Origin of the sequence: Streptomyces lancefieldiae (assembly GCF_031845825.1) — a bacterium.
Lineage (GTDB): Bacteria > Actinomycetota > Actinomycetes > Streptomycetales > Streptomycetaceae > Streptomyces > Streptomyces lancefieldiae.
In genome coordinates this window covers 100,136-122,720 of sequence record NZ_JAVRFH010000003.1, presented here as the reverse complement: position 1 = coordinate 122,720, position 22,585 = coordinate 100,136, and the positions used below count along the sequence as shown (strand labels likewise).

Sequence of the window (22,585 nt, the reverse complement as noted above, 5' to 3'; positions counted from 1 at the left end):
CCGGGTGCGGGTGATTCGTGGCTGGGCGCGCAGTTCCCCGCGCCCCTGGTGAGTCGCCCGGCCCGGCATCGAGCGGCAGCCCCTGCCGAATTGCAGAAGCCCCTACGCGTAGAGGCCCCTCCGGAGCGGAGGGGCCTCTACGCGTAGGGGCTCGCGGGTCAGCGCCAGCTGTGCGGGGCGCGGAAGCCTGGCTCGCGTTCCAGGCGGCGCCAGCCGGCCCGGACGCGACCGCCGCCGTGGGCCGGGGCGATCTCGGCGGGGCGGGCGGCCGCGCGGGCCAGGAGGAGGGCGGTGATGGCGGCGACTTCCTCGGGCTCGGCGTGGCCCTTCTCGACGCGGATGTCGGGCGTGGTCATGGGAGGGGCTCCTCGGGTCACTGCGGGGGGTTGCCGTGCTTGCGGGAGGGCAGGTCGGCGTGCTTGGTCTGCAGCATCGCCAGGGACTGGATGAGCACCTCGCGGGTTTCGGCGGGGTCGATGACGTCGTCGACCAGTCCGCGTTCGGCCGCGTAGTAGGGGTGCATCAGCTCGGCCTTGTACTCCTTGACCATCTTCTGCCGCGTGGCCTCGGGGTCCTCGGCGTCGGCGATCTGCCGGCGGAAGATGACGTTGGCGGCGCCCTCGGCGCCCATCACGGCGATCTCGTTCGTCGGCCAGGCATAGGTGAGGTCCGCGCCGATCGACTGGCTGTCCATGACGATGTAGGCACCTCCGTACGCCTTGCGCAGGATCAGCGAGATCCGCGGCACCGTGGCGTTGCAGTAGGCGTAGAGCAGCTTCGCACCGTGCCGGATGATCCCGCCGTGCTCCTGGTCGACGCCCGGCAGGAAGCCGGGTACGTCCAGGAAAGTGACGATCGGAATGTTGAAAGCGTCGCACATCTGGACAAAGCGCGCAGCTTTTTCACTCGCCTCGATGTCCAGGACGCCGGCCAGGGCCTGCGGCTGGTTGGCGACGATGCCGACGACCTGTCCGTCGAGGCGGGCCAGGGCGCAGATGATGTTGCGGGCCCAGCGCTCGTGGACCTCCAGGTACTCGCCGTCGTCGACGATCTCCTCGATGACCTTGGCCATGTCGTACGGGCGGTTGCCATCCGCCGGGACCAGGTCCAGCAGCACGTCCGAACGGCGGTCCGCCGGGTCCGTGTTCTCCGTCCGCGGCGGGTTCTCCCGGTTGTTCTGCGGGAGCATCGACAGGAGGTAGCGCACCTCGGCGATGCAGGTCTCCTCGTCGTCGTACGCGAAGTGCGCCACACCGGACGTCTCGGCGTGCACGTCGGCACCGCCGAGGCCGTTCTGGGTGATCTCCTCACCGGTGACGGCCTTGACCACGTCGGGGCCGGTGATGAACATCTGCGAGGTCTCGCGGACCATGAACACGAAGTCCGTCAGGGCGGGCGAGTACGCCGCACCGCCCGCGCACGGACCGAGCATGACGCTGATCTGCGGGATCACACCCGAGGCTCTGGTGTTGCGCTGGAAGATGCCGCCGTACCCGGCCAGGGCGCTCACACCCTCCTGGATACGGGCGCCCGCGCCGTCGTTCAGGGAGACCAGCGGCGCACCCGCCGCGATGGCCATGTCCATGATCTTGTGGATCTTCGTGGCGTGCGCCTCACCCAGCGCACCGCCGAAGATCCGGAAGTCGTGCGCGTAGACGAAGACCGTACGGCCCTCCACCGTGCCCCAGCCGGTGACCACACCGTCCGTGTACGGCTTCTTCTCCTCCAGCCCGAACCCCGTCGCCCGGTGCCGACGCAACTGCTCGACCTCACGGAACGAACCCGCGTCCAGCAGCAGCTCGATCCGCTCCCGCGCCGTCAGCTTGCCCTTGGCGTGCTGCGCCGCCGTCGCCTTCTCGCTCGGCCCGGCCAGCGCCTGCGCACGCACCCCGTGCAGCTCGGCCACCCGCCCGCGCGCGTCCGTCGGCTCACCCGGCGCCTCATCCAAAACGGTCATGTAGTGACTCTACGAAGCAGACCGAGGAATGCCAGCCGTCGACTCCGTACAGTCTCCGACGTGTTTTCCTGGTACCCCTGAACAGAACCAGGGGGGAATGCAGCCCTTCTGACTGCTCAGAGGCCCTGACGCTTGTAGGGGTCGCACAAAGTCATCAGCTGAGAGTCACCTCACATTCATGGGTGGTACATACCACCCCTGGAGTGACGCGGACGCGCAGTCGGCGGCCCGTCGCGAGGATCTCGACCGTCTCGTCGGCCCGTGACACCCCTCGCACGGGATGGTCCCAGACCACTTCCAGGGGCTCCCCCGTGCGCGGCGGTTCGCTCACGCAGAGCGTAGCGGTACGGCCCCGGAAGCGGATCAGCACGCTCGCGCCCGCCGTCGCGGTGAGCGGGCCCGCCGTGCCGGCCTGCCAGAAGTTCGCGGCCGTGAGGCCCAGCGAGGGGACGGCGACCGCCTGGCGCCGGCCGTCGTTGGCCAGGACCGTGAGCCAGCGCCGGTCGGTGGCGCGCCGGGCGACGGCCCGGCGGGACGCGCCCGGCATGAGGACGTAGACGTAGCCGGCGTCGGCCGGGTCCGTGCCGTGGTCCAGCCAGAGGGTCTGCCAGCGGCGGGTGCGGCGCTCGGTCGTGCTGGTGGTGTTGATGTCGGACCAGGCGCCGGTGCGGTCCTCGCGCAGGGTCCGCAGCCCGCCCCCTGGCACGATCCAGCCGCCGTGCCCCTCCAGGTGGGCCCAGCCCCTGCCCTGGACGAGGGCCTGGGTGCCGCCCTCGCCCAGGTTGCGGTTGTCGACGACCGTCTCGACCGGGACGCCGTCCGCGCAGGTGATGCCGGCGCCCAGACAGACCACGGCGTCGGCGAGGAAGTACCAGGACTTGCGGGCTTCGAGGGTGGAGCCGAGTCCTTTGAGGTGCTGTCCCACGGCCCCGTACTCGCCGTCGGTCGTGCCGCCGACCCAGCGCGCGTCGGGCTTGGGCTCGCCCCACTCGCCGCCGGCCCGGTCGGGGAGGCGCTTGGTGGAGACGGTGGTGCCGGGCAGCCGGTACCAGTCGACGGTGGGCCAGAACCAGTCCGTGTACTGAGCGGACCGGTCGGACCGGTCGGCTTGGGCAGACTGACGGGGCTGATGGGACTGATCCGCCGGGGTCCCGTTCGCCCACCAGGTGAGCATCCCGGCGCCGGTGTGCCAGCCGCGCGGATTCTCGCCGTTGCCGCACTCGTAGTGGGCGATGCGGTCACTGGCCATGGCGAGGCCCGCGGTGAACGGGCGACAGCGGTGCACGGCACGGTCCATGGCCGCGAAGAGGTGGTGTCCGGTGGGCTCGGGCGCGGCCTCGACGGGCGCGCCGGCGACGGCGTGCAGCCGGGCCAGGTCCGCGACCGGGAACTGGGGCGCCGTGAGGACGGGCGTGACGGTGTCCCGTTCGATCCAGCCCTTGATCCGCGCGTACCAGCGCTCGCGCTCGGCGTCGCTCGCGCCGCCCGCGAGGACCGCCATGGCGGCGATGAGCTGCTGTCCGTGGAAGTGGTCGCTCCGCAGGACGTGCAGGTCGTCGCTGGTGAGGTACCCCCGGCTGATGGCACGCCCGTTGACGACGTCCATGACCAGACCGTCGTGGAGGAGAGGTGCGTAGGCGCGCTCGACGCTGTCGAGGACTATCTGCCTGCCGGGGTCGGTCACCTCCCACGGGGACCCGGCGAGCAGGGTGAACAGTCGGCCGAGCCCGTCCAGGAGGACCTGCCCGTACGTCCCCGAGTAGGCGACCCAGGTGTGCTGGACGAACGAGCCGTCGGCGTGGAGCCCGTCGCCCTTGGTGACGTACGGGAAGACCGGTGAGAGGGCGTCGCGGGCCAGGGCGATCTTGTCGGGGGCCCGGCCCAGGATGCCGCGCAGGGCGACGGAACGGCACAGGTCCACCCGGTTGGCGCCGGTGGACGTGCCGGTGTAGTCGCCGAGCTGGGCGTCCGGGACGAAGTGGTCGACGGCCGCGCAGGCGGCGGTGACGCGGTCGGGGCCGAGGTGGTCGTACAGGGCGGCCGTGATGTCCATGAGCAGGCGCGGGCTGCCGATCTGCCATTCCCACCAGTTGCCGTAGCGGGTGGTGGCGGGGTGGTAGACGGTGGCGGAGAGGTGGTCGAGGCCGCGCAGGACGGCGGAGAGCAGGGCTTCGTCGCCGGTGGAGCCGGTGCCCTGCTGGACGTACGCCTGCGTCATGGCCCACAGGCGGCCGTAGCCGAAGGTGATGCCCGCGGGCGGGTCGAAGGGATGGCCGGGCCAGAGGGACGTGGGGGTGGGAGCCATGGTGGCGTGGAAGGAGCGGGCGTGCTCGCCGGTCTCGGCGAGGCGGGAGGCGTACGGCTCGGCGGCGGGGTCGTAGCCGGTGCCGAGGGTGATGTCGAGCCAGCGCCGGCGGAGGGTGTCGTAGGGGTCGTCACCGGCTGCCGCGGCGCGGGGGGTGGGGGTGAGGGTGGTGGCCAGGGCCGCCGCGAGCAGGACGGCGCGGCGGGTGGGCCGGGCGGGGATCCGGTGGTCGTGCGGCCACATGGGGGTCATGTCCCTGTCCTTCCCGCATCCGCGGCCCGTCAGGCGGCGCCGTGTCGCGCGCAATCCGTTGCCGGCCGGACGGAATAGGTCTAGAGTCGCACCCGTTGAGCTGGTTGAACATTCAACATCACGACCGCTCCCGGGAGGACGCCATGACCACGACCTCGGACCTCGCCACGCTGACCGGTGCGTACACCATCGACCCCGCCCACACGACGATCGGCTTCACGGCGCGCCACGCCATGGTCACCAACGTCAAGGGCAAGTTCCTCGACTTCAGTGGCTCGCTGCACCTGGACGGCACCGACCCCGGCCGCTCCACGGCGACCCTGGACATCACGATGGACAGCATCGACACGGGTAACGCCGACCGCGACGGCCACCTCAAGAGCGCGGACTTCTTCAGGACGGACGAGTTCCCGAAGATGACCTTCCGCTCCACCGCGGCGCAGGCCCTGGGCGGCGACGACTACCGCATCACGGGTGACCTGACCATCCTCGGCACCACCAGGCCGCTCACCATCGACCTGGAGTTCAACGGCGCCGCCAAGGACCCGTTCGGCAACGAGCGCGTCGGCTTCGAGGGCAAGGCGGAGATCAAGCGCTCGGAATGGGGCCTCACCTGGAACGCCGCCCTGGAGACGGGCGGCGTGCTGGTCTCCGACAAGATCAAGCTGAACTTCGACATCTCGGCGATCAAGCAGGCCTGACGCCCAGCGCCCCCTCGGGGGTGGCGAGATCCACGTCGGCGGCGGCCCGGACCCGGATACGGCGGCCGGGCCAGCCGATCGTCCGGTAGATCGCGTTGTACTGGGCGATCGAACGGTCCGCCGGAACCAGTTCACCGGCGTCCGCCGCGGTCCGCACGGACGTGGTGTGCCCGTCGGCCACGACGGTCAGGTCGTACCCGCGGCTGAGGGCCTGCCGTGCCGTGGTGTCCACGCAGACCTCCGTGGCGAACCCGGTGACGATCACCTCGCTGACGCCGAGCGCCTTCAGGGTCGCGTCGAGTGCGGTGTCCAGGAAGCTGTCCGGGGTCGTCTTGTCGACGACCGGCTCCCCCGCACGGGGCGCCAGCTCGGCCACGATCCGCCAGCCCTCGCTCCCGGGCACCACGTCGTCGCCCCGGTGCCGCACCGTCACCACCGGCACCCCGGCCGCGCGGGCCCGCTCGCGCAGCCCCGCGATCACGGCGACCGTCTCGGCGGCCCGGTGCGCCATGGCGACCATGGCGTTCTGCATGTCGATGACGAGAAGTGCGCTGTGGGACGGCATGGGCTCACCGTAGCGACGTGCCGCACCCCCCGCACCGCCCCGTGTCCGGCGGATCCCGCACCCGGCGGGCCCGGTTCAGAAGCCTCCGCCGAAGTCCCCGCCGCCACCGAAGCCGCCACCACCGAAGTCACCACCGCCGAATCCGCCCCCGAAGTCCCCGGGATCGAAGTCCGCGCCGGAGACGTCGCCGCCCTCGTAGCCGCCGAAGTCGCCGTAGCCGGCACCGTAACCCGCGCCGTAGGCGGGGCTCGCCATCATGCTGCCCAGCACGGTGCCGACCAGCAGGCCGGGCAGGATGCCGCCGCCGAAGTAGCCGCCCGCCCAGGGGCCGTAGGCCGGGCCCGCGTCCCAGTAGGGGCGGCGGCCGTGGTCGGTGTCCACCTCGCGGACCATGGGGTCCCGGCCGTCGGACAGCCGGGTCCGGTCGGCGGCGCAGACCGGGACCTGGCGGGTGGCACCGCCGGGCGGGGTCCAGGTGGCGTCGGCGACCGACGGGCCGTGGCGCGGGTCGAAGAAGCAGGGTGGCCGGCGTTCGGGCAACGACCTGCCCTCGCGACGGGCGGCGAGCCGGGCGAGCGAGAAGCGCCCGTCCTCCAGGGACTGGGTGACCGCGCGGACGTCCTCCGGTCGACGGGCGTCCGCCATGAACGTCTTGGCCTGCTCGTAGGCGTCAAGGGCGTGTGCGTAGTCCGCGCGCATCGCGTCGTCGGCGCGCGGCTCCGCCGGGTGGAAGTCCAGGCGGTCCAGTTCCTCGCCGAAGGCCGTGATGTCCTCGTCGACCACCACCCGCAGCCGTTCCAGTGCCGCCCGCTGCTCGTCCTCGCGCCGGCGCCGGTTGCGTCGGGCCAGCGTGTAGGCGCCCGCGCCGCCGACCACCACGATCGCACCGGCGGTGATCAGGGCGCCCGACGGCACGGAAGCGCCGCCGGAGTCCCAGGACGAGGGGGCCGAGCCGCGCACGCTGCGCAGCGCGTCGTCGACGAAGTCGTTCAGCTGGGCCTTGGTGTCGCCCGCGCCCTGGGCGGCCATGACCAGGTTGTTCACTCCCTGGCGGCTCAGCACGCTGCTGTCGGCCCGCGCGTCGAAGCGGTCGCCGAGGCGGACGCCGTACAGGCCGGTGATGCCGGTCTCGGTGCGCAGGTTCCGGAAGAGGTCCTCGGTCGGGTAGCCGGCCGGGAGGACCGTCACGAAGACGGGTTCGTCCGCGTCCTCGATCTTGTCGGCGAGTGCCTCCGCGTCCGACCTCGACAGCAGGTCGGAGGCGGCCGGGTCCACGTACACGGGGGACTCGCGCAGGGCCGCGCCGATCTCGGAGACGTCGGTGGCCGCCTGCGCGCCGGGCGCGCCGGCCATCAGCACCGCCAGCGCGGCGATGACCGGCGCGACCAGGAGGCGTATGAGGACTCGGAAGCGGGCGTCCTTCATACGTTCGAAAGTACCCGAATCACCCCGAATAAGACATCAGTGCTGCCGGAACAGGACACGAGTGCCGCCAGGCACCCGGCCGGGACCGGCGCTCACTCGGCGGGTGAGACCCCCGCCCGCAGCAGCCCGTACGTGTACGCGTCCTCCAGGGCCTGCCACGAGGCGGCGATGACGTTCTCCGCGACGCCCACCGTGGACCACTCCCCCGCCCCGTCCGACGTCGAGACGAGGACCCTGGTCGTGGACTGGGTGCCGTGGACGCCTTCCAGGATGCGGACCTTGTAGTCGACCAGGTCCAGCTTGGCGAGCTCCGGGTAGATCTTCTCCAGGGCGACGCGCAGCGACCGGTCCAGGGCGTTGACCGGGCCGTTGCCCTCGGCGGTGGCGACGATGCGCTCGCCCTTGGCCCAGAGTTTGACCGTGGCCTCGTTGGCGTGGGTGCCGTCGGGGCGGTCCTCGACGATCGCGCGCCAGGACTCGACGTCGAAGTACTTGAGGGCCCTGCCCTCGGCCTCCGCGCGCAGCAGGAGCTCGAAGCTCGCGTCCGCGGCCTCGTACGTGTAGCCCGCCAGCTCCCGCTCCTTCACCCGCTCGACCACCCGGCCGACCAGTTCGCGGTCGCCGCCGAGGTCGATGCCGAGTTCCTTGCCCTTGAGTTCGATGGAGGCGCGGCCCGCCATGTCGGAGACCAGCATCCGCATCGTGTTGCCGACCAGTTCGGGGTCGATGTGCTGGTACAGGTCCGGGTCGACCTTGATCGCGGAGGCGTGCAGGCCCGCCTTGTGCGCGAACGCGGAGACGCCGACGTAGGGCTGGTGGGTGGAGGGGGTGAGGTTGACGACCTCGGCGATGGCGTGGGAGATCCGCGTCATCTCGCGCAGCCGGCCCTCGGGCAGGACCTGCTTGCCGTACTTCAGCTCCAGGGCGGCCACGACGGGGAACAGGTTGGCGTTGCCGACGCGCTCGCCGTATCCGTTCGCCGTGCACTGGACGTGGGTGGCGCCCGCGTCGACCGCGGCGAGCGTGTTGGCGACCGCGCAGCCGGTGTCGTCCTGGGCGTGGATGCCGAGCCGGGCGCCGGTGTCGGCCAGCACCGTGGCGACCACGGCCTGGATCTGCGCCGGGAGCATGCCGCCGTTGGTGTCGCACAGGACGACGACGTCGGCGCCCGCCTCCGAGGCGGCGCGGACGACCGCCTTCGCGTACTCGGCGTTGGCGCGGTAGCCGTCGAAGAAGTGCTCGCAGTCGACGAAGACCCGGCGGCCCTGCGCCTTGAGGTGGGAGACCGTGTCGGCGACCATCGCCAGGTTCTCGTCCAGGGTGGTGCGCAGGGCGAGCTCGACGTGCCGGTCGTGGGACTTGGCGACCAGCGTGATCACCTGGGCGCCGGACTCCAGAAGGGCCCTGACCTGCGGGTCCTCGGCGGCGGTGGTGCCGGCGCGGCGGGTGGAGCCGAAGGCGACCAACTGGGCGTGCCGGAAGTCGATCTCCTCCTGGGCGCGGGCGAAGAACTCGGTGTCCCGCGGGTTCGCGCCGGGCCAGCCGCCCTCGATGAAGCCCACGCCGAAGTCGTCCAGGTGCCGCGCGATCGCCAGCTTGTCCGCGACCGTGAGGTTGATGCCCTCGCGCTGTGCGCCGTCACGCAAGGTGGTGTCGAAGACGTGGAACGAATCGTCGAGTTCGCTGGTTGCGGTCATGATCTGAAGACTCCTGTAGGGGATCTCGGTCTACCGGAATGACCGGCTCCACCGTCCATCTATGATCCCTCGCGCTCTCTTCCCGGCTTGAGGTGGGCCAGGAAAACGAAAAACCTCTCGCGGGTGCGAGAGGTCTGCGCGCGGGTCGAGGACGACGGTGTCCACCCGTACCTGGTCGTACGTGGTGGTCACTGCGGACCGGCGCGCCTGTTGCCGATAATCATGGCGAACGAGAGCACGGGGGAAGTCTGGCACAGTCCCTCCCGCTTCTCACCGCCCGTCTCAGGATGCGAGCAGGGAGCGTCCACGTCAGCTCCCCGCAAGGTCGAGCCCGTCGGCGAGGAACTCCCGCACATGGCCGAGGACCTGCTCCCGGTCCGTGCCGCGCAGTCCGATCGCCACGTGGATGGCGAAGCCGTCGAGCAGGGCGCGCAGCCGCGACGCGAGCCGGTCGGGGTCGACGCGGCGGAACTCGCCGCGCGAGACGCCCTCGGCGAGCAGGGCGACCAGGTCGCGGTGCCAGGCCCGCTCGATGGCGGCCTGCCGGTCGCGGGCGTCGGATTCGACGGCGGCGCTCTGCGAGCGGTTCCACACCTCCAGCCACAGCGTCCAGTGCGGGTCGCGGTGGCCGTCGGGGACGTACAGGTCGACGTAGGCGTCGAGGCGTGCGCGGGCCGTGCCGGTACGGGTGAGCAGGCGGGCGCGCTCGGCGCCGAGGCGGCCCTCGCTCCACTCCAGGGTGCGCAGCAGCAGCTCGTCCTTGGAGCGGAAGTAGTACATGAGGTGGCCGCTGCTCATGCCGACCTCACGGCCGAGTGCCGCCATGGTGAGCTTCTCCAGGCCGCGCTCGGCGATCATCTCCATGGCGGCGGCGAGGACCTCCTCGCGCGGCGGTGCGTTCTTGCGCGCTCTGGCCGCACCGGCCATCCCCGGCTCCTCTAGTTCCTCGGCTGCTGTTGGGTGACGCAGTGGATGCCTCCACCGTTCGCGAAGATCGTACGGGCGTCCACCGTCGTCACCGTGCGCTCGGGGAACAGCCGGCGGAAGACACCCGCGGCGAGCTCGTCGTTCGGGTCGTCGAAGGCGCACAGGACGACGCCGCCGTTGCACAGGTAGTGGTTGATGTACGAGTAGTCGACCCAGTCGCCCTCCTCGTCCTTCAGGACGGTCGGGGCGGGGACCTCGACGACCTCCAGACGGCGGCCCTTGGCATCGGTCTGGCCGCGCAGGATCTCCAGGTACGTCTGCGAGCGGACGTGGTCCGGGTGGGCGGGGTCGCGCTGACTGTGCACGACGACGGTGCCCGGTCGCACGAAGGCCGCGACGATGTCGACGTGGCCCTGCGTGCCGTACGTGCCGTAGTCGCCGGTCAGGCCGTGCGGGAGCCAGATCGCCTTGCTGGTGCCGAGCTTGGCGTGGATCTCCGCCTCGACCTGCTCGCGGGTCCAGCCGGGGTTGCGGCCCGCGCCGAGCTGGACGGTGTCGGTCAGCAGGACCGTGCCCTCGCCGTCGACGTGGATCGCACCGCCCTCGTTGACGAGCGTGCTGCTCAGCACGGGAACCGCGGCCAGGTCCGCGACGTGGCGGGCGATCTGGGAGTCGTGGCCCCAGCGGGCCCACTCCTGGGCGCCCCAGCCGTTGAACACCCAGTCCACGGCGGCCAGCCGGCCCTCCTCGTCCTTCACGAAGGTCGGGCCGATGTCGCGCATCCACGCGTCGTCCAGCTCGCGCTCCACCAGATCGACGTCCGGGCCGAGCAGTTCGCGCGCGAAGTCGCCCTGGCCGGGTCCGTGCACCATCGTCACCGGCTCGAAGCGGCGCACGGCACGGGCGACGGACGCCCAGGCGGCACGGGCGTCCGCCAGCTCGGCGTCGTCGCCGAACGTCGGGTTGGGGCCGGGCCAGGCCATCCAGGTGCGCTCGTGCGGGGCCCACTCGGGGGGCATACGGAAGGTCATGGAGGTGTCCCAGGAGGTCGGAGTAACCAGGAGGTCAGAGGAAGTACAGGCGGTTGAGGGAGACGGACTCGGCCGGTTCGGAGCGGACCGGGTCGCCGTCCAGGGTGACCAGGCCGGTGCGCTGGTCGACGTCGACCTGCCCGGTACGGGCGTTGCGGCGCAGGTCGGCGGGGCCGATGCCGCGGGTGCCGCGCACGGCCACCCGGCGGCGCCGGGTCGGCATGGTGTCGGTGCCCTGGTCGAGGGCGGCCTGCGCGACGAACGCCACGGAGATGTCGGCGGGCGTGGCGCCGTGCGCGCCGAACTGGGGGCCGAGGACGAGGGGTTCGCAGGTGTCGGTGGCCGCGTTCGGGTCGCCGACCACGCCGTACGCCGGGAAGCCGGACTTGAGGACGAGCTGCGGCTTGGCCCCGAAGTACTCCGGGCGCCACAGCACGATGTCGGCGAGCTTGCCGGTCTCGATCGAGCCGACCTCGTGGGCCAGTCCGTGGGCGATGGCGGGGTTGATGGTCAGCTTGGCGATGTAGCGCAGGACGCGCTCGTTGTCGTTGTCGTCGTCGGGGGCGCCGAACTCGGCCTTCATCTTCCCGGCCATCGCGAAGGTGCGGCGGACCGTCTCGCCGGCCCGGCCCATGCCCTGCGCGTCGGAGGAGGTGATGCCGATCGCGCCGAGGTCGTGCAGCACGTCCTCGGCGCCCATCGTCCCGGCGCGGATGCGGTCGCGGGCCAGGGCGGCGTCGCCCGGCAGGTCGGTCTTGAGGTCGTGGACGGAGACGATCATGCCGTAGTGCTCGGCGACCGCGTCCCGGCCGAAGGGCAGGGTGGGGTTGGTGGAGGAGCCGATGACGTGGGGGACGCCGGCCATCTTCAGGACGTTGGGGACGTGTCCGCCGCCGCAGCCCTCGATGTGGAAGGCGTGGATGGTGCGGCCCTCCAGGACGCGGAGGGTGTCCTCCACGGAGAGGCACTCGTTCAGCCCGTCGCTGTGCAGGGCGACCTGGACGTCGTGTTCCTCGGCGACGCGCAGCGCGGTGTCGAGCGCGCGGGTGTGGGCGCCCATGTCCTCGTGCACCTTGAAGCCGCTCGCGCCCCCCTCGGCCAGCGCCTCGATCAGGGGCGCCGGATCGGAGGACGAACCCCGGCCCAGGAAACCGATGTTGACCGGCCAGGCGTCGAAGGCGCCGAACGCGTGCCGCAGCGCCCAGGGCGAGTTGACGCCGACGCCCCAGACCGGGCCGAACTCCTGCCCGATGATCGTCGTCACGCCGGACGCCAGCGACGCCTCCATGATGCGCGGGGAGAGCAGGTGGACGTGGGTGTCGACGGCCCCGGCGGTGGCGATGAGCCCCTCGCCGGAGACGATGGACGTGCCCGTGCCGACCACGACGTCGACGCCGTCGAGGGTGTCCGGGTTCCCGGCCCGGCCGATCCCGCATATCCGGCCCTCGCGGATGCCGATGGAGACCTTCCTGATCCCCTGCACCGCGTCGATCACGACGACGTTGCTGATGACGACGTCGCAGGTCTCGCGCACGGAGGCGGCCTTGAGGTGCAGTCCGTCGCGGGCGGTCTTGCCGAAGCCGGCGAGGAACTCGTCGCCGTGGTTCTGGGCGTCGGACTCCACCCGGACCACCAGACCCGAGTCACCGAGGCGGACCCGGTCGCCGGCGCGGGGGCCGTGGGCGGCGGCGTACGCGTACGGGTCGATGCTCATCGGTCTGCTCCCAGGTATCCGCAGGCGGCGGCCCGGCGCAGGGCCTCTTCCTTCGCGCCCCGCGCGTCCAGCGGGCCGTCGACCAGTCCGGCGAAGCCGATGGCCACCCGCGCGCCGCCGATGGGCACGAGGCCGACCTCCACGCGTTCGCCGGGTCCGAAGCGGACCGAGGAACCGGCGGGGACGGCGAGGCGCATGCCGTAGGCCTGCTCGCGGTCGAAGTCCAGGCGCGGGTTGGCCTCGAAGAAGTGGAAGTGGGAGGTGACGGAGACCGGCACGGTCGCGGTGTTGGTGACCTGGATGCGGACCGCGGCCTCGGGGTCGGCGTGGGCGGGTCCGGGCAACAAGGCCCCCGGACCCGCCGCACCGAGCGTCCCGCCCCCGATGGGGTCGGAGACGACCGCGAGCCGCGACCCGTCGTCGAAGACGGCCTCCACGTGCACCTCGGTGACCACGTCCGCGACACCGGGCAGCACGTCGTCCGGGCCGAGTACGGACCGGGCGCGCTCGACGGCCTGGGCGAGGCGCGCGCCGTCGCGGGCGGCCTCGCACACGGTGTCGGCGATCAGCGCGGTCGCCTCCGGCACGTTCAGCCTGAGTCCGCGCGCACGGCGGGCGCGGGCCAGCTCGGCCGCCCCGAAGAGCAGCAGCCGGTCACGTTCCGTGGGAGTCAGTCTCACGACGTGGCATCTCCTTGCCTGCACGAGTTTTAGAACATGACTCTAAACGCATAGTGCGAGAAAGGGGAAGGTGTGCCGAGGACCTGGCGTCCGATATTTAGAGCAGCACTCTAAACTTCGCTCAAGGGGCGGCGCCGGGCCGGAAAGCGCCGGGCCGCCACGGACACGGAGTCCGGGGCGGCCCTGTCGACGACCGGGAGGGCTGTGGGTCCTAGCCGAGCCGGTGCATCCAGCCGTGCCGGTCCTCGGTGACACCGCGCTGGATGCCGAGCAGCGCCTCGCGCAGGCGCGAGGTGACCGGGCCGGGCGTGCCGTCGCCGTGGGTCCAGGCGCCACCCTTCGTCTTGACGTGGCCGATGGGCGTGACCACGGCGGCGGTGCCGCAGGCGAAGACCTCGGTCAGGGCGCCGGACTTCGCGTCCTCGCGCCACTGCTCGAGGGTGACGACACCCTCCTCGGCGGTGTAGCCGAGGTCACGGGCGACCTGGAGGAGGGAGTCGCGGGTGATGCCCTCCAGGATCGAGCCGCTCAGCTCGGGGGTGACGACGCGGTCGCCGTAGACGAACGCGATGTTCATGCTGCCGCTCTCCTCGACCTTGGTGCGGCTCACCGCGTCGAGGTAGACGACCTGGTCGCAGCCGTGCGCGGCGGCCTCGGCCTGGGGCAGCAGGGAGGCCGCGTAGTTGCCGCCGGTCTTGGCGTCGCCGGTGCCGCCGGGGACGGCGCGGACGTGGTCCTCGGAGACCCAGATGGTGACCGGCTTGACGCCGCCGGCGAAGTAGGCGCCGGACGGCGAGGCGATCAGCATGAACAGGTACTCGGTGGCCGGGTGGACGCCGAGCCCGGTCTCCGAGGCGAACATGAACGGGCGCAGGTAGAGGGACTCCTCGCCGCCGTGCGCCGGCACCCAGTCGGCGTCCTGGGTGAGCAGCGCGTCCAGGGCCGCGATGAACAGCTCCTCGGGCAGCTCGGCCATGGCCATGCGGCGGGCGGAGGTGCGGAAGCGGCGCGCGTTGGCCTCGGGACGGAAGAGCGCGACCGAGCCGTCCGGCTGGCGGTAGGCCTTGAGGCCCTCGAAGATCTCCTGCCCGTAGTGGAGGACGTGCGTGGAGGGGTCGAGAGAGATCGGCCCGTAGGGGACCAGCTCCGCGTCGTGCCAGCCGCGGCCCTCCGTCCACTTGATCGTCACCATGTGATCGGTGAAGTGGCGGCCGAACCCCGGGTTGGCCAGGATCGCCTCGCGCTCGGTGGCGGAGAGCGGGCTGGAGGAGGGCTTGAGCTCGATCGTGGGCGTCGTCATGGATTGATGTCCTTCACCGGTTGTCGTGACGGGCCGCGCTCACGCCCGTACGGCCGGTGGCCGGTGTTAGGACGTCCGAGCATTCCCTCATACCGCGGCTCCGCGTTCGATTATCGCGCGCGGGTCCGCGTCGGCTGAAACGGGGTGAATGCGGCCCAGGGGTCGATGGTCGCACCCGGCGGGGACAGGTGAAAGCCGCCGGGTGCCTTGTTTTGTGGACCCGGCGGCTTCGAAAGGTTGGGTTTCGAGTGTGCGGCCCGGTCAGCCGGCTACTCGTGCGGCGAGTGCGTCGCCGATCTCGGAGGTGCTCCGGGCGGGCAGGTCACCGCGCTCGCCGAGGTCGGCGGAGACCGCGTCCTCGATCCGGGTGGCCTCGGCCTCGTGGCCGAGGTGGCGCAGCAGCAGGGCGACGGACAGGACCGTGGCGGTGGGGTCGGCCTTGCCCTGGCCGGCGATGTCGGGCGCGGAACCGTGGACCGGCTCGAACATCGAGGGGAACGCGCCGGACGGGTTGATGTTCCCGCTCGCGGCGACGCCGATGCCGCCGGAGACGGCCGCGGCGAGGTCGGTGATGATGTCGCCGAAGAGGTTGTCGGTGACGATCACGTCGAAGCGCTCGGGCTGGGTGACCAGGTAGATGGTCGCCGCGTCGACGTGCATGTACTCGGTGGAGACCTCGGGGTACTCCTCGGCCACCTTGTTGAAGACGTTCGTCCACAGGTGACCCGCGAAGGTCAGCACGTTGTTCTTGTGGATCAGCGCCAGCTTCTTGCGCGGGCGGGCCTGCGCGCGGGCGAAGGCGTCGCGGACCACGCGCTCGACACCGAAGGCCGTGTTGACGGAGACCTCGGTGGCGACCTCGTGCTCGGTGCCCTTGCGGATGGTGCCGCCGTTGCCGGTGTACGGTCCCTCGGTGCCCTCGCGGACGACGACGAAGTCGATCTCCGGCTGGCCCGCGAGGGGGGTGGCGACACCCGGGAGCAGCTTCGACGGCCGCAGGTTGACGTGGTGGTCGAAGGCGAAGCGGAGCTTCAGCAGGAAGCCGCGCTCCAGCACACCGGACGGCACCGACGGGTCGCCGATCGCGCCGAGCAGGATGGCGTCGTGCGCCTTGAGGGCGTCGAGGTCGGCGTCGGTGAGGGTCTCACCGGTGGCGTGGTAACGCCGGGCGCCGAAGTCGAATTCCTTGGTCTCCAGCTTCACATCCTTCGGAAGGACGGCGGAGAGGACCTTGAGGCCTTCGGCCACGACCTCCTGGCCGATGCCGTCACCGGGGATCACTGCGAGATTGAGGATGCGAGAGCTTGCCGACATGCGCAGCACCCTACCCGCCGTCCCACGGGATGACATGAGGCGTCCGCCATGCGGACGCCTGGCTGTCGCGTACGGCTCAGTGGCCGGTGGCGCCGCCGTTGTCCCGGCGGTCCAGGGCGCGCTGGAGGGCGGCGGCGGCGTTCTTGCGGTCGGAGTCGCCGGTACGGGAGAGGTGGCGGACTCGGCGGCGGACGGTCGTCTCGGCCATGGGGATCGACTCCTTCGGCACAGCACACGGAAGTGCGGAGAAAAGGGTTTACGAGACGCCGGAAGGGGCGGGGAGCACGGTGCCGCAGGGATTGCCTGCACGGGGCCCGGCCCACGACCGCCATTCGCTCGATCGAGCGGGACGTTCGGCTCCTACAAAGCTAAGGGAGCGCGGAGCGTCTGTCTCCACAATTACTCGGACTTCCTACTATCTGAGACGGTGCCCTCGGTCACACGGCCCCGGTCTGCGCGAACGCCCGACGGGCCAGGTCGGCTGACCTGGCCCGTCGGGCGTTCGGGTGCGGGCGTCAGCCCATGTGCGGGTACGTGTAGTCGGTCGGCGCGACCAGCGTCTCCTTGATGGCGCGGGTCAGGGTCCAGCGCATCAGGTTCTGCGGGGCGCCGGCCTTGTCGTTGGTGCCGGAGGCACGGCCGCCGCCGAAGGGCTGCTGGCCGACCACGGCGCCGGTCGACTTGTCGTTGATGTAGAAGTTGCCGGCCGCGTAGCGCAGCTTCTCCATCGTGTACGCCGCCGCCGCGCGGTCGTTGGAGATGACCGAGCCGGTGAGGGCGTAGTCGGACACCGACTCCATCTGGGTCAGCATCTCGTCGTACGCGTCGGCCTTGCTGTCGTCGTACACGTACACGGCGAGGATCGGGCCGAAGTACTCGGTGCGGAAGACCTCGTTCTCCGGGTCGGTGCACTCGATGACGGTCGGGCGGACGAAGTAGCCGACCGAGTCGTCGTAGGAGCCGCCCGCGACGATCGTGCAGGCGTCGTCCTCCTTGGCGCGGTCGATGGCGGCCTTGTTCTTGGCGAAGGACCGCTCGTCGATGACGGCGCCGACGAAGTTCGACAGGTCGGTGACGTCACCCATGGTGAGGTAGTCGACCTCGGCGGCGAACTCCTCCTTGAAGCCGTCGTTCCAGATCGACGCCGGGATGTACGCGCGGGAGGTGGCACTGCACTTCTGGCCCTGGTACTCGAAGGCACCGCGGGTCAGGGCGGTCTTGAGCACCGCACGGTCGGCCGACGGGTGGGCGACCAGGAAGTCCTTGCCGCCGGTCTCGCCGACCAGACGCGGGTAGGTGCGGTACTTCTCGATGTTGTTGCCGACCGTCTTCCACAGGTGCTGGAAGGTCCTGGTCGAGCCGGTGAAGTGGATGCCGGCCAGGTCGCGGTGGTTCAGGGCGACCTCGGAGACCTCCAGGCCGTCACCGGTGACCAGGTTGATGACGCCCTTGGGCAGACCGGCCTCCTCCAGCAGCTCCATGAGCAGCACGGCGGCGTGGGTCTGCGTCGGGGACGGCTTCCAGACCACCACGTTGCCCATCAGGGCCGGGGCGGTGGGCAGGTTGGCCGCGATCGCGCTGAAGTTGAACGGCGTGATCGCGTAGACGAAGCCCTCCAGCGGGCGGTGGTCCATGCGGTTCCACACGCCCGGCGAGTTGGCCGGGGGCTGCTCGGCCAGGATGTTCCGCGCGTAGTGGACGTTGAAGCGCCAGAAGTCGACCAGCTCGCAGGGGCTGTCGATCTCGGCCTGCTGGGCCGTCTTGGACTGGCCGAGCATGGTGGAGGCGGCGATGGTCTCGCGCCACGGGCCGGACAGCAGCTCGGCGGCGCGCAGGATGATCGCCGCGCGGTCGTCGAAGGACATCGCACGCCACGCCGGGGCGGCGGCGAGGGCCGCGTCGACGGCGTCCTGCGCGTCCTGCTGGGTGGCGTTGGCGTAGGTGCCCAGGCGCGCCTTGTGGTTGTGCGGCTGCACGACGTCGAAGCGCTCGCCGCCACCCATCCGCTTGACGCCGCCGATGGTGCAGGGCAGGTCGATCGGGTTGTCGGCCAGCTCCTTCAGCTTGGCCTCCAGACGGGCACGCTCGGGCGAGCCGGGGGCGTAGCCGTGCACCGGCTCGTTGACGGGGGTGGGGACCTGGGTCACAGCGTCCATGAGTTCCGTAACTCCTTACTGAGCGGGTTGTGCGAGCGGGTGCGGGCTCAGCCCTTGGTGACCATCGAGCGGACGAAGAACCGGAGGTTCGCCGGCTTCTCCGCCAGACGGCGCATGAAGTAGCCGTACCAGTCGGTGCCGTAGGCGGTGTACACGCGCATGCGGTGGCCCTCGGCGGCGAGCCGCAGGTGCTCGTCGCCGCGGATGCCGTACAGCATCTGGAACTCGTACTCGTCGAGCTTGCGCCCGGCGGTGCGGGCCAGCTCCTGGGCGATGGAGATCAGGCGCGGGTCGTGCGACCCGATCATCGGGTAGCCCTCGCCCTCCATCAGGGTGCGCAGGATGCGCACGTACGCCTTGTCGATCTCGTGGCGCTGCTGGTACGCGACCTCTGCGGGCTCCTTGTAGGCGCCCTTCACCAACCGTACGCGACTGCCGCTGTCGGCGAGCCGGCGCGCGTCGGCCTCGGTGCGGAAGAGGTAGGCCTGGATGACGCAGCCGGTCTGCGGGACGTCCTTGCGCAGCTCCTCGTGGATGGCGAACATCGAGTCGAGGGTGGTGTGGTCCTCGGCGTCGAGGGTGACCGTGGTGCCGATCTCGGCGGCGGCCTCGACGACCGGGCGGACGTTCTTCAGGGCCAGCTCGTGGCCGCCGTCCAGTGCCTGGCCGAACATCGAGAGCTTCACCGACATCTCGGCACGGGTGCCGAGGTCCAGCGGCCGCAGCCGGTCGATCAGCTCCAGGTAGGCGTCACGGGCGGCCTCGGCCTGGGCCGGGTTCGTGATGTCCTCGCCGACGACGTCCATCGTCAGTTCCAGGCCCTGGCCGGTCAGGCCCTGGATGATCGGCAGCACCTCGTCGACCGTCTCGCCGGGGATGAACCGGTCGACGACCGGCTTGGTCACGGGCGCGGCCGAAACCATACGACGCATCCGGTCGCTGCGCGACGCGGCGAGAATCACGGGACCCAGCACGGGGCACCTCCACTTACCAACCAACACAGGGGCCGCCACCCGGCGATCGGGGAACGGCACGGAGAACCACCGTGAAATCTAAGGATCCCCCCGATCGTCGGCCATCGACAGCTGTCACGCATCCGTGCCGCGGATCTCAGACACGTGTATGAAAGGCGAACGGAAATGCGGCAGAATGCCCGGGTGACGTCGGATTCCAGAGGTTCCGGAGGTTCCAGTGCCCACTACCAGGACCTCGTCGACGAGATCTCCGAGCTGCTGGGCGCGCCCGCGACCCTGGAGAACCGCGACTTCGAGCTGATCGCCTTCGGCGCGTACGACAGCGAGGGCGACCTCGACCCCTCCGCCCTGGACCCCGTGCGCACCCGTTCGATCCTCACCCGGCGTTCCACGGCGGCCGTGCGTGCCTGGTTCGAGAGCTTCGGCATCACCCGCGCGACCGGCCCGGTCCGCATTCCGCCGACCCCGGAGGCGGGGGTGTACCGGGGGCGCACCTGTCTGCCGGCCCGCCACCGGGGTGTGGTGCTGGGGTACGTGTGGCTCCTGGACACCGACCCGGGCCCGACGGAGCGGCAGCTGACGGCGGCCATGGAGGTCACCGCCCGGATCGGCGCGCTGCTCGCGGACGAGGCGCAGCACGGCGCGGACCTGAGCCGGGAGCTGCGGGCGGTACTGACCGCCGAGCGGGACTGGCAGCGGGACATGGCCGTGGCCGAACTGCGCACCGCGCTGGGCTCCCGCGCGGACACCCCGCACGCGGTGGTGTGCGTGGCGCCCTGGCCGTCCGCCGACCCCGACGACGCTCCCTCCGTCCGTACGGTGCCGGGGGCGACGGCACTGTGCACGGTGCCGTGGGGCACCGCGGCCCAGTCACTGGCGCTGCTGGTCCGGCTGCGCTCGGCGGACGTGCCGACCCCGGCGACGTCGGCGGCGGGGCGGCTGCTGGAGCGGGCGCGGGGCGCGGGCGGGGCGTCCGGGGCCGGGGCGGCGGCGGGGGTCTCCGCGCCGCGCACCGGGCTCGCGGAGCTGGGGGCCGCCTGGTGGGAGGCGGCGGCGGCGGCCCGGGCGGCGCGCGCCGAGACCCGGTTCGGCCCGGTCGCCGAGTGGACGTCCATCGGGCCGTTCCGCCTGCTGACCGCGCTGCCTCCGCAGTCCGCGCACGACCCCGTGGTGCGGGTGCTGTTCTCCCCCGCCCACCGCGAACTGGCCCGCACCGCGGAGGTCTACCTGGACTGCGCGGGCCAGGCCGGCCGCACGGCCGCGGAGCTGGGAATCCACCGCCAGACGCTGTACTACCGTCTCTCCCGCGTCGAACAGCTCACGGGCCTGGACCTGGACGACGGCGAGGACCGGCTGCTGCTGCACATGGCGCTCAAGGCGTTTCGCCTGTAGCGGTGACTCCCCGGATCACCTGCCGCAGGCCGTCGGTGAGCTGCCCGGCCTCGGGCGCCGACTTCGGGTCGAAGGTCCACTGGGCCATCAGGCCCATCATCAGGGTCGTGTAGAAGCTGCCGAGCGTGTCCACGGCCTCCTCCGTCACATCCTCCTCGGGCACCCCGGAGAACATCGCGACGAAACCGCGCGAACCCTCGCGCTGGGCCCGGGCGAGATGGTCGCGCACTTCGGGGAGCTGGTCGCCCATGGCCACGATCTCCATGCTGAGCCGCCACATCGACCCCGGGGCCCGCATGGTGCCGATGATGTTCGACCACGCCGAGGCGAACCGCTCCAGCGAGCCGGGCTCGCCCCGGATCTCGCCGTCGAAGTCCTCGGACATGTTCTCCACCATCGCCACGTACGCCTGTGCGAGCAGCGCGTCCTTCGACCCGTAGTGGTAGCCGATCGACCCCAGGTTGGTGCCCGACTCATGGACGATGTCACGCGCCGTCGTACGCACGAACCCCTTGGCGAGCAGGCAGCGCTTGGCGCCTTCGAGCAGATCCTCACGGTGTCCCATGGGACCACCCTACCCCGATACATACAAACGTCTTGTACATTCGTTCTAGACAGTCGTATAAGACATGCGTACAGTCCCCGGTATGACGACGCACCCCTCCCGTGCCGGGCGCCGCGAATGGACCGCCCTGGCCGTACTGATGCTTCCGCTGCTCCTGGTGTCCATGGACGTCTCCGTCCTCTACTTCGCGGTCCCGGAGATCAGCGCGGACCTGGAACCGAGCGGCAGCCAGCAGCTGTGGATCTTCGACATCTACGGCTTCGTGCTGGCCGGCCTGCTGATGACGATGGGGTCGCTGGGCGACCGCATCGGCCGCCGCAAGCTGCTCCTCCTCGGGGCGGTGGCCTTCGGCGCGGCGTCCCTGCTCGCGGCCTACGCCCACACCGCCGAGACGCTGATCGCGGCCCGCGCGATCCTCGGCATCGGCGGCGCCACCCTGATGCCGTCGACGATGGCGCTGGTCCGCACGATGTTCACCGATCCCGCCCAGCGGGCGAAGGCGATCGGGCTGTGGTCCGGCGTGATGACGGCCGGGATCGCGCTCGGCTCGGTGACGAGCGGCGTCCTCGTCGAGCACTTCTGGTGGGGCTCGGTCTTCCTGGTCAACCTGCCCGCCATGGTCCTGCTGCTGGTCATCGGCCCGGTCCTGCTCCCCGAGTCCAAGAACCCCTCCCCCGGCCGCTTCGACCTGCTGAGCGTCCCGCTGTCGATGGCGGCGGTACTGCCCGTGGTCTACGGCCTGAAGGAACTGCCCTCCGAGGGCTGGCACGTCCGCTACGTCGTCTCGATCACCGTCGGCCTGCTGTTCGCGGCGCTGTTCGTGCAGCGCCAGCGCACCACGGCCTCGCCGATGATCTCACCCGCCCTCTTCCGCGGACACGGTTTCACCCCGGCGCTCGTGCTCAACACCGTGTCGGCCTTCGGGATGATGGGCTCGGCGTACTTCACCACCCAGTACCTGCAGTCGGTCCTGGACAAGAGCGCGCTGGAGGCCGCGCTGTGGAGTCTGCTGCCCTCGGTGCTCATCGGCGCCGCCGCACCCGTCGCCGCCCACCTGGTCCAGCGCGGTGCCGAGCGCGCGTACGTCGTGACGGCCGGCTTCGCCATCGCCGCGGGGGGCTACGGGCTGCTGGCCCTGGCCGGTACCGACTCGCTGTGGCTGGTGCTGGCCGCCTGCGGTGTCCTCGCCGCCGGCATCGTCGTCGTGATGTCGCAGCTCACCGACCTGGCCCTGAGCTCGGCCCCGGTCGAGAAGGCGGGCGCCGCCTCCTCACTGCTCGAAACCGGCACCGAGTTCGGCGGCGCCCTGGGCATGGCCGCCCTCGGATCCATCGGTACGGCCCTCTACCGCCACGGCATCCCGTCGGACGCCCCCGCTCCGGCCCGGGAGACCCTGGGTGGCGCACTGACAGTCGCCGCCGACCTACCGGGGCGCGCGGGAGACGCCCTGGCCACGGCGGCACGCGAGGCGTTCACCGACGGAATGCGGGGTGCCGCGGTCGCGGCGGCGCTGCTGCTCCTCGGGGCGGCGGGACTGGCCGCCGCGGGGCTGCGGCACATCCGGGTGCGTCCCGAAACGGACACGACAAACGCCGGACAGGCTGACCAGCTCAGCCCGTCCGGCGTGTGA

Annotated in this window: 19 protein-coding genes; 3 read left to right on the top strand and 16 right to left on the bottom strand. The window is 71.3% G+C overall.

The features are described from left to right. Positions 1-158: 158 nt before the first annotated feature. The 3 genes from RM812_RS04275 to RM812_RS04265 form a co-directional block, all read right to left on the bottom strand. Positions 159-356 carry an acyl-CoA carboxylase epsilon subunit gene (locus RM812_RS04275; protein WP_311571040.1) on the bottom strand — a complete coding sequence of 66 codons (198 nt, stop codon included), beginning with the start codon at positions 354-356 and terminating at the stop codon, positions 159-161. A 17-nt stretch (positions 357-373) separates the two neighbouring features. Continuing rightward, positions 374-1,957, bottom strand: coding sequence for an acyl-CoA carboxylase subunit beta (locus RM812_RS04270; RefSeq protein ID WP_311571039.1), 1,584 nt, complete (start codon positions 1,955-1,957; stop codon positions 374-376). A gap of 154 nt (positions 1,958-2,111) precedes the next feature. Next, positions 2,112-4,514, bottom strand: coding sequence for a polysaccharide lyase 8 family protein (locus RM812_RS04265; RefSeq protein WP_311571038.1), 2,403 nt, complete (start codon positions 4,512-4,514; stop codon positions 2,112-2,114). A 143-nt stretch (positions 4,515-4,657) separates the two neighbouring features. On the opposite strand from RM812_RS04265, the gene RM812_RS04260 reads away from it, so the two are divergent. Further along, the gene (locus RM812_RS04260) at positions 4,658-5,215 is read left to right on the top strand and encodes a YceI family protein (RefSeq protein ID WP_311571037.1); all 558 of its coding nucleotides are present in this window, start codon (positions 4,658-4,660) and stop codon (positions 5,213-5,215) included. Here RM812_RS04260 and RM812_RS04255 read toward each other — a convergent pair. The 12 genes from RM812_RS04255 to RM812_RS04200 all read right to left on the bottom strand — a co-directional run bounded on the left by RM812_RS04255 (position 5,202) and on the right by RM812_RS04200 (position 18,998). Next, complete coding sequence (locus RM812_RS04255; protein WP_311571036.1) at positions 5,202-5,780, bottom strand: cysteine hydrolase family protein; 579 nt, start codon at positions 5,778-5,780, stop codon at positions 5,202-5,204. The two genes, RM812_RS04260 and RM812_RS04255, sit on opposite strands and share 14 nt — an antisense overlap. A gap of 75 nt (positions 5,781-5,855) precedes the next feature. Then, positions 5,856-7,205: a hypothetical protein gene (locus RM812_RS04250; protein WP_311571035.1), complete on the bottom strand. Its 1,350-nt coding sequence runs from the start codon at positions 7,203-7,205 to the stop codon at positions 5,856-5,858. A gap of 92 nt (positions 7,206-7,297) precedes the next feature. Further along, positions 7,298-8,902 carry a citramalate synthase gene (cimA, locus tag RM812_RS04245; RefSeq protein ID WP_311571034.1) on the bottom strand — a complete coding sequence of 535 codons (1,605 nt, stop codon included), beginning with the start codon at positions 8,900-8,902 and terminating at the stop codon, positions 7,298-7,300. Positions 8,903-9,211: 309 nt separating this feature from the next. Further along, positions 9,212-9,829, bottom strand: coding sequence for a TetR/AcrR family transcriptional regulator (locus RM812_RS04240; protein WP_311571033.1), 618 nt, complete (start codon positions 9,827-9,829; stop codon positions 9,212-9,214). Between the two features lie 11 nt (positions 9,830-9,840). Continuing rightward, the gene (locus tag RM812_RS04235; RefSeq protein ID WP_311571032.1) at positions 9,841-10,860 is read right to left on the bottom strand and encodes an agmatine deiminase family protein; all 1,020 of its coding nucleotides are present in this window, start codon (positions 10,858-10,860) and stop codon (positions 9,841-9,843) included. Positions 10,861-10,894: 34 nt separating this feature from the next. Next, positions 10,895-12,574: an urease subunit alpha gene (locus RM812_RS04230; protein WP_311571031.1), complete on the bottom strand. Its 1,680-nt coding sequence runs from the start codon at positions 12,572-12,574 to the stop codon at positions 10,895-10,897. Next, complete coding sequence (gene ureA, locus RM812_RS04225) at positions 12,571-13,254, bottom strand: urease subunit gamma (RefSeq protein ID WP_311571030.1); 684 nt, start codon at positions 13,252-13,254, stop codon at positions 12,571-12,573. The genes RM812_RS04230 and ureA overlap by 4 nt, the downstream gene beginning before the upstream one ends. Positions 13,255-13,465: 211 nt before the next feature. After that, positions 13,466-14,554: a branched-chain amino acid aminotransferase gene (locus RM812_RS04220; RefSeq protein WP_311571029.1), complete on the bottom strand. Its 1,089-nt coding sequence runs from the start codon at positions 14,552-14,554 to the stop codon at positions 13,466-13,468. 261 nt (positions 14,555-14,815) lie between these two features. Continuing rightward, positions 14,816-15,868, bottom strand: a complete 1,053-nt coding sequence (locus RM812_RS04215) for a 3-isopropylmalate dehydrogenase (protein WP_311571028.1) — start codon at positions 15,866-15,868, stop codon at positions 14,816-14,818. A 76-nt stretch (positions 15,869-15,944) separates the two neighbouring features. Further along, positions 15,945-16,076, bottom strand: a complete 132-nt coding sequence (locus tag RM812_RS04210; protein WP_302185135.1) for a hypothetical protein — start codon at positions 16,074-16,076, stop codon at positions 15,945-15,947. Between the two features lie 307 nt (positions 16,077-16,383). Next, positions 16,384-18,024 carry an L-glutamate gamma-semialdehyde dehydrogenase gene (pruA, locus tag RM812_RS04205; protein ID WP_311571027.1) on the bottom strand — a complete coding sequence of 547 codons (1,641 nt, stop codon included), beginning with the start codon at positions 18,022-18,024 and terminating at the stop codon, positions 16,384-16,386. A gap of 47 nt (positions 18,025-18,071) precedes the next feature. After that, on the bottom strand, positions 18,072-18,998 hold the full coding sequence (locus RM812_RS04200; protein WP_311571026.1) for a proline dehydrogenase family protein: 927 nt from the start codon (positions 18,996-18,998) through the stop codon (positions 18,072-18,074). Positions 18,999-19,163: 165 nt separating this feature from the next. Between RM812_RS04200 and RM812_RS04195 the strand changes: the two genes are divergently transcribed. Then, positions 19,164-20,390, top strand: a complete 1,227-nt coding sequence (locus tag RM812_RS04195) for a PucR family transcriptional regulator (protein WP_311571025.1) — start codon at positions 19,164-19,166, stop codon at positions 20,388-20,390. Here RM812_RS04195 and RM812_RS04190 read toward each other — a convergent pair. Beyond that, positions 20,371-20,955: a TetR/AcrR family transcriptional regulator gene (locus tag RM812_RS04190; protein WP_311571024.1), complete on the bottom strand. Its 585-nt coding sequence runs from the start codon at positions 20,953-20,955 to the stop codon at positions 20,371-20,373. The genes RM812_RS04195 and RM812_RS04190 overlap by 20 nt on opposite strands. A gap of 82 nt (positions 20,956-21,037) precedes the next feature. On the opposite strand from RM812_RS04190, the gene RM812_RS04185 reads away from it, so the two are divergent. Further along, complete coding sequence (locus tag RM812_RS04185; protein WP_311571023.1) at positions 21,038-22,585, top strand: MFS transporter; 1,548 nt, start codon at positions 21,038-21,040, stop codon at positions 22,583-22,585.

What these genes read in the sequence shown, in the direction of transcription:
- RM812_RS04210 (WP_302185135.1), bottom strand. Translation starts at nt 16,076, where the DNA reads ATGGCCGAGACGACCGTCCGCCGCCGAGTCCGCCACCTCTCCCGTACC.
- RM812_RS04255 (WP_311571036.1), bottom strand. Translation starts at nt 5,780, where the DNA reads ATGCCGTCCCACAGCGCACTTCTCGTCATCGACATGCAGAACGCCATG.
- cimA (WP_311571034.1), bottom strand. Translation starts at nt 8,902, where the DNA reads ATGACCGCAACCAGCGAACTCGACGATTCGTTCCACGTCTTCGACACC.
- RM812_RS04185 (WP_311571023.1), top strand. Translation starts at nt 21,038, where the DNA reads ATGACGACGCACCCCTCCCGTGCCGGGCGCCGCGAATGGACCGCCCTG.
- RM812_RS04275 (WP_311571040.1), bottom strand. Translation starts at nt 356, where the DNA reads ATGACCACGCCCGACATCCGCGTCGAGAAGGGCCACGCCGAGCCCGAG.
- RM812_RS04240 (WP_311571033.1), bottom strand. Translation starts at nt 9,829, where the DNA reads ATGGCCGGTGCGGCCAGAGCGCGCAAGAACGCACCGCCGCGCGAGGAG.
- RM812_RS04265 (WP_311571038.1), bottom strand. Translation starts at nt 4,514, where the DNA reads ATGACCCCCATGTGGCCGCACGACCACCGGATCCCCGCCCGGCCCACC.
- RM812_RS04215 (WP_311571028.1), bottom strand. Translation starts at nt 15,868, where the DNA reads ATGTCGGCAAGCTCTCGCATCCTCAATCTCGCAGTGATCCCCGGTGAC.
- RM812_RS04220 (WP_311571029.1), bottom strand. Translation starts at nt 14,554, where the DNA reads ATGACGACGCCCACGATCGAGCTCAAGCCCTCCTCCAGCCCGCTCTCC.
- RM812_RS04230 (WP_311571031.1), bottom strand. Translation starts at nt 12,574, where the DNA reads ATGAGCATCGACCCGTACGCGTACGCCGCCGCCCACGGCCCCCGCGCC.
- RM812_RS04190 (WP_311571024.1), bottom strand. Translation starts at nt 20,955, where the DNA reads ATGGGACACCGTGAGGATCTGCTCGAAGGCGCCAAGCGCTGCCTGCTC.
- RM812_RS04270 (WP_311571039.1), bottom strand. Translation starts at nt 1,957, where the DNA reads ATGACCGTTTTGGATGAGGCGCCGGGTGAGCCGACGGACGCGCGCGGG.
- RM812_RS04235 (WP_311571032.1), bottom strand. Translation starts at nt 10,860, where the DNA reads ATGACCTTCCGTATGCCCCCCGAGTGGGCCCCGCACGAGCGCACCTGG.
- RM812_RS04260 (WP_311571037.1), top strand. Translation starts at nt 4,658, where the DNA reads ATGACCACGACCTCGGACCTCGCCACGCTGACCGGTGCGTACACCATC.
- pruA (WP_311571027.1), bottom strand. Translation starts at nt 18,024, where the DNA reads ATGGACGCTGTGACCCAGGTCCCCACCCCCGTCAACGAGCCGGTGCAC.
- RM812_RS04195 (WP_311571025.1), top strand. Translation starts at nt 19,164, where the DNA reads ATGCGGCAGAATGCCCGGGTGACGTCGGATTCCAGAGGTTCCGGAGGT.
- RM812_RS04250 (WP_311571035.1), bottom strand. Translation starts at nt 7,205, where the DNA reads ATGAAGGACGCCCGCTTCCGAGTCCTCATACGCCTCCTGGTCGCGCCG.